The 4,691-nt window shown below is 62.1% G+C and carries 4 protein-coding genes and 1 pseudogene (1 of these 5 only partly in view); all 5 read left to right on the forward strand.

The window, feature by feature from the left end; translation table 11 throughout:
* Nucleotides 1–527, forward strand: a pseudogene (locus tag F4Z81_13250) (molybdopterin-dependent oxidoreductase) (it extends 106 nt beyond the left edge of the window).
* 15 nt (nt 528–542) lie between these two features.
* Nucleotides 543–1,556: a dTDP-glucose 4,6-dehydratase gene (gene rfbB, locus F4Z81_13255; protein MXW06015.1), complete on the forward strand. Its 1,014-nt coding sequence runs from the start codon at nt 543–545 to the stop codon at nt 1,554–1,556.
* 48 nt (nt 1,557–1,604) lie between these two features.
* A complete protein-coding gene (locus F4Z81_13260; protein MXW06016.1) occupies nt 1,605–2,864 on the forward strand; it encodes a glycosyltransferase family 2 protein in 1,260 nt (419 codons plus the stop codon).
* 56 nt (nt 2,865–2,920) lie between these two features.
* On the forward strand, nt 2,921–3,781 hold the full coding sequence (locus F4Z81_13265; GenBank protein MXW06017.1) for an undecaprenyl-diphosphate phosphatase: 861 nt from the start codon (nt 2,921–2,923) through the stop codon (nt 3,779–3,781).
* An 81-nt stretch (nt 3,782–3,862) separates the two neighbouring features.
* Nucleotides 3,863–4,621 (forward strand): hypothetical protein, encoded by a 759-nt coding sequence (locus tag F4Z81_13270; protein ID MXW06018.1) that lies wholly within the window; start codon nt 3,863–3,865, stop codon nt 4,619–4,621.
* Nucleotides 4,622–4,691: the final 70 nt, after the last annotated feature.

The following is a 4,691-nucleotide window of genomic DNA, read 5'->3' on the forward strand; positions in this document are numbered from 1 at the left end:
AAGAAGGGCTGACTCCCCTGCGCAGGTTCTTCGCCGTAGCCATTGTCTCCTTTCCACCGAAAATCGACGTCGAAAAGGAACGGCTCGAGATTGAAGGCGCCGTTTCGAATCCATACGCACTCGGATACGACGAATTGCACGAGTGGCCGCAGGTCACGCTGGAGAGCGTCCTGCGTTGCGTCGGCGGCGCCCAGGGAAGAGCCCGGTGGGTCGGCGTGCGGCTGCGCGACCTGCTCGAAAAGGCGGGCATGGATCCGGAGGCCCGTGACGTCATTTTCTACGGGGCGGACGAATATGAGAGCAGCGTCCCCGTGGGCGAGGCGATGAAGAAGAGCAGCATGCTGGCCCTCGAGATGAACCACGAGCCGCTGTGGGCCAAGCATGGCTCGCCCGTGCGCCTGGTCATGCCCGGCATGTATGGATACAAGCAGGTCAAGTGGATTACCCGGATCGAAGTCACCCGCAAGAACCACAAGGGATACTGGGAAAACCGCGGCTATTCGGACGATGGACGGATCAAATCCTGAGGAGCCAGGCTTTCTATGGATGCCATGCTGGTTACCGGTGGAGCCGGGTTCATCGGCAGTAACTTCGTTCGATACGCACTGAAACACCGTCCCGAGACGCAGGTCGTGGTGCTCGATGCGCTGACCTACGCCGGCAGTCTGGCCAATATCGACGACTGCGTGGGTACGGACCGGTTCCGGTTCATTCACGGGGATATCCGGGACAGGGACACGGTCGACGACGCGATGCGCGGGGTCGACACGGTCGTCAACTTCGCGGCCGAATCCCATGTCGACCGGTCCATCCTCGACCCGTCCTCCTTCATCGAAACCAATTACAACGGGGTCTACGTCCTGCTCGAAGCGGCGCGGCGCCTGGAAGTGAAGCGCTTTCTGCAGGTGTCCACCGACGAAGTGTACGGCCACGTACCGGTTGGTTTCTCGGAGGAGAGCGACGCCTTCGCGCCCCGAAGTCCCTATGCCGCGAGCAAGGCGGCCGCGGATCTGCTCGTCCAATCCTACTTCACCACCTACGGCATGCCCGTGCTGATCACGCGGGGCGGGAACACCGTCGGACCCTACCAGTACCCGGAGAAGGTCCTGCCGCTGTTCATCACGAACGCCCTGGAGTACAAGCCGCTGCCGGTGTACGGCGACGGAAGCGCGGTACGCAATTACCTGTACGTGGAAGACCACTGTTCCGCCATCGACATGGTGCTCAGGTCCGGCGAACCGGGGAACGCGTACAACGTGGGCACGAACCGCGAAGTCAATGGTCGGGATCTGGCCGCCCGTGTCCTGGAAATCCTCGACCGGCCGGCGGACCTGCGCGAGTTCGTCCCGGACCGGAGCGGGCATGATCTGCGGTACGCCCTGGACTGCGGCCGCATCCGTGCCCTGGGATGGCGCCCGTCGCTCGACTTCGACGCGCTGCTGGACAGGACGGTGCAGTGGTACGTGGACCACCCGCAGTGGTGGCGGGAGATCCGGAACGAAAGCGGTTTCAGGTCGTATTACAAGAAGCAGTACGATGAACGATACCAGGCTTGAATCGATATCGAACTTGAAAAGGTCCAGCACACACATGGAGTGTAAGACTTGACGTACCTGTCGCTGCTCGAGTCGGTCGTCCTGGCCGGATCGGTCGTTCTCGTGGCCTATGGATTCCTGTTGAGCTTCATCGGCCGGATCCGCGGAAGCGGCAAGGTACCGCTGATCTTTCCCCGCCACGTCTTCGCCCTGGTAGTGCCGGTGAGGAACGACGAAGGCACGATCGGCAGGACCGTGGAACATCTGCGCCGTAACAAGTATCCGCGGAGCATGTTCGACGTGATCGTCGCTCCGGTAAACTGCACGGATCAGACGCCGACCATCGCGCGGCGCAAGGGGGCGGTCGTCTATGGACCCGGGAAGCAGCGCTGGGCCGACGCGGACGATGCGGTCCACGGCGTGCTGGAACGGCTTTCCGCGAAAGACCGCTATGACGCCTATGTCATCCTCGACGTCCGTTCCAGGATTTCCGCCAACTTCCTGGCCGTGATGAGCGACAAGCTGTCCCGGGGCGCACTGGCCGTCCAGTCCGGTTACAGCGTAACGGGCAGAAAGTGGACCTGGAATACGGCGAGCAGGGCCCTGCTAAGCGCATTGAAGCCCTGCTGGCTTACGAACTGGCCGTTGAATCTCCGTCTGGCCGGGGGTATCCATCGCACCGGACTGTGCGTCTCCCGGCGGCTGGTAGAAAAACACGGCGTGAATAGGCCCCGGCTGGACAACGCGCTGGGATTTCAAACCAGGCTGCTGCGCCACGACGTGGTCATCCAGTATACCGACCAGGCATGGGTATACGACCGTACCCGAGCCTTAAAACCCGAACGCTCCACGTTCGACCGCCTGAGATCCAGGTGGAAGCTCGCCCGCACCGACGGAGTGCCCCTGATCATGGATGGCCTGAAATGGCGCAGCGCGGCACAGGTAATCGGCGGTTTCAACCTCTTCATGCCCTCGTTTAACACGACGCTGCTCTCGGCGCTGCTGTTCTTCGGCCTCGCCGTGTACCTGAATGGCGTCGCTTCGGCCATCGCCCTGGGCTGGATCGCGCTGATCGCCAGTCTTGCGATTTTCGTGGTTTTCAGACTCTGGTTCATGCGCGCCCCGGTCCTGGCCTATGCGGCGCTGCCGTCCCTGCCCCTGATTCTGTTCTGGCAGGCCGTGAGATCCTGTTTTGCCTCCAGTCCGAAGCCGCCGCCGGCCAAGGCCGAGACCAGGGACAAGGTCCAGCCCGAATCGGGAAGCGGGCGCACGCAGGGCCGCAAGCCGCGCAGGCGGTATTCGAGAAGACCCAGGCGCCAGCCTTCCTGAGCAGGGATGGCCCCGTGTCGGTCTTCTCGAACAGGCCAGCCCCGGGAGCGTGACCCATTCCACTTCACCACGCGTTGATTCTCGGATTCCTGCAGGGCGTCACGGAATTCCTGCCGATCAGCAGTTCCGGCCATCTCGTGGTGTTCCAGTGGCTGTTCGGACCAGGCGGACCAGGCGGACCAGGCGGACCGGGTGAAACCCAGTTGCTCTTCGACGTCATGGTTCACCTTGGGACGCTGATCGCCGTCCTGATCGTGTTCCGATCGGATATCGCCTTGCTGGTCTCGGGTGCCTGGCGCGCGGCAACCGGCCATGCCAATGAGGATCGGGGAGCGCTTCGCCTTCTGATCCTGCTCGCCGTGGGCACGGTTCCGGCCGCGATCTTCGGCCTGGGATGGAAAGACGAACTGGAGCGCCTGTTTTCCGCACCGGCCTATGTCGGCTGCGCGTTCCTGGTCACCGGAACCATACTGTGGTTGTCCCGTTTCTCCGGCCAGCAGGGCCGTGCGGGCCGGGACCTGCACAGGACGACCTGGCTCGACGCCCTGCTGATCGGCCTGGGCCAGGCGCTGGCGCTGATTCCCGGGATCTCGCGGTCCGGAACGACCATTTCCATCGCTCTGCTGTTGGGACTTGACCGGCGGCTGGCGGCGCGTTACTCTTTTCTATTGGCAGTGCCCGCCATACTGGGAGCGGTTGCCGTCCAGGCAGGAGATTCGGGCGGCATTCCCTCGGATCAGTGGACCGCGGTAGCGGTGGGAACCCTCACGGCGGCCGTGAGCGGTTACATCGCGCTCAAGCTGCTCCTTCGCATTGTTGTTGCCGGCAATCTGTCCAGGTTTTCGTACTATTGCTGGGGAATCGGACTGCTGACCCTGGTCGGCGCATTGTCCGGGCTGACCGGGCTGAACGGGTAGACCAGGCTGACCAGCGCATTCTGATTCGGTCTGAATCCACCTCCCTCGGCACCTCACATTTTAAAGACGGGAGCCAGGCACATGAATCCAGACATCAGCAGATTACTCGATGAATGGGCCTACACGGGGCCCGACAAGCTCATCGTGCGCAAGATCAAGGGAGAGGACGGCCGGACGAGGATCCAGATGCGTGTGGACCTCGGCATCCTGCAGATGGAGTGGTCAAACCGGCCGGACGGCCAGAGGCCCCACGGGAAGGCCTCCCTGCTGGATCACTTTATAGAGCAACTGGAGCAGAAGAAGGTGGACAAGGGCCCGGACGCGCAGCTCAGTCTCTCCCACGAGGACTGCGTGAACCTTCAAACGGAATCGCTGCAGTATTACTACCGGCGCATCTGCATGTTCGAACTGGAATCCTACCACGAAGCCTGCCGTGACGCCGAGCACAACCTGCAGATCATGGAAATCGTACGGACCCATGCCGAAAACGACGATGACCGCCTGTCCCTCGAGCAGTACCGGCCCTTCGTCATCATGCACCGCACCCGGGCGCGAAGCCTGATCGCCACGGATTCGGGCGATATCGACAAGGCCCTGGGCCATATTGAAGAAGGCATAGAGGAAATAGAGACTTTCTTCCGATCCTACGACCGGGACGACCTGGTCAATGAAAGCCAGGAACTGAAAGTCTTAAGGGACATGGCCGACGAGATCAGAAAACAACAGCCCCGTTCCGAGGAGGACCAGTTGAGGGCGGAACTGACGGAGGCCGTCGAGAACGAGCAGTTCGAAAGGGCCGCCGAAATACGGGACGAACTGAAGAAGTTCGATCTGCCCTAGACCGGAGCCCCCCTTGCTTTCCTGGATCAGATCCGCCGACCGTCAACTCCTCCTCTTCGTGCTTGGCGCG

Source organism: Gemmatimonadota bacterium, assembly GCA_009835325.1.
Taxonomy (GTDB): domain Bacteria; phylum JAAXHH01; class JAAXHH01; order JAAXHH01; family JAAXHH01; genus JAAXHH01.

What these genes read in the sequence shown, in the direction of transcription:
- F4Z81_13270 (MXW06018.1), top strand. Translation starts at nt 3,863, where the DNA reads ATGAATCCAGACATCAGCAGATTACTCGATGAATGGGCCTACACGGGG.
- rfbB (MXW06015.1), top strand. Translation starts at nt 543, where the DNA reads ATGGATGCCATGCTGGTTACCGGTGGAGCCGGGTTCATCGGCAGTAAC.